1 protein-coding gene is annotated in these 239 nt (G+C 49.0%); it reads right to left on the bottom strand.

Features of this window, described 5'->3' with window-relative positions:
• Window positions 1-239, bottom strand: a 239-nt coding sequence (locus AAEZ00_RS22070) for an amino acid kinase family protein (protein ID WP_502959366.1), incomplete at both ends; no start/stop codon positions are given.

The following is a 239-nucleotide window of genomic DNA, read 5'->3' as shown; positions in this document are numbered from 1 at the left end:
GCCTAGGCTCGCCATCTCCAGCATTTCTTCAAAAGTAATTTTTTCAAGCTTTTTGGCTTTTGAGGTGACGCGTGGATCAGTGGTATAGACACCATCGACGTCGGTATAGATTTGGCATTCATCTGCGCCCAAGGCTGCGGCAATCGCAACACCTGTCGTATCAGAGCCGCCGCGACCTAACGTCGTTGCATTACCATCCTCATCGATACCTTGAAAACCAGCCACAATCACGATATTAC

Origin of the sequence: Shewanella sp. S1-49-MNA-CIBAN-0167 (genome assembly GCF_040310145.1) — a bacterium.
GTDB lineage: Bacteria > Pseudomonadota > Gammaproteobacteria > Enterobacterales > Shewanellaceae > Shewanella > Shewanella psychromarinicola.
This window is presented reverse-complemented; position numbering and strand designations above follow the sequence as displayed.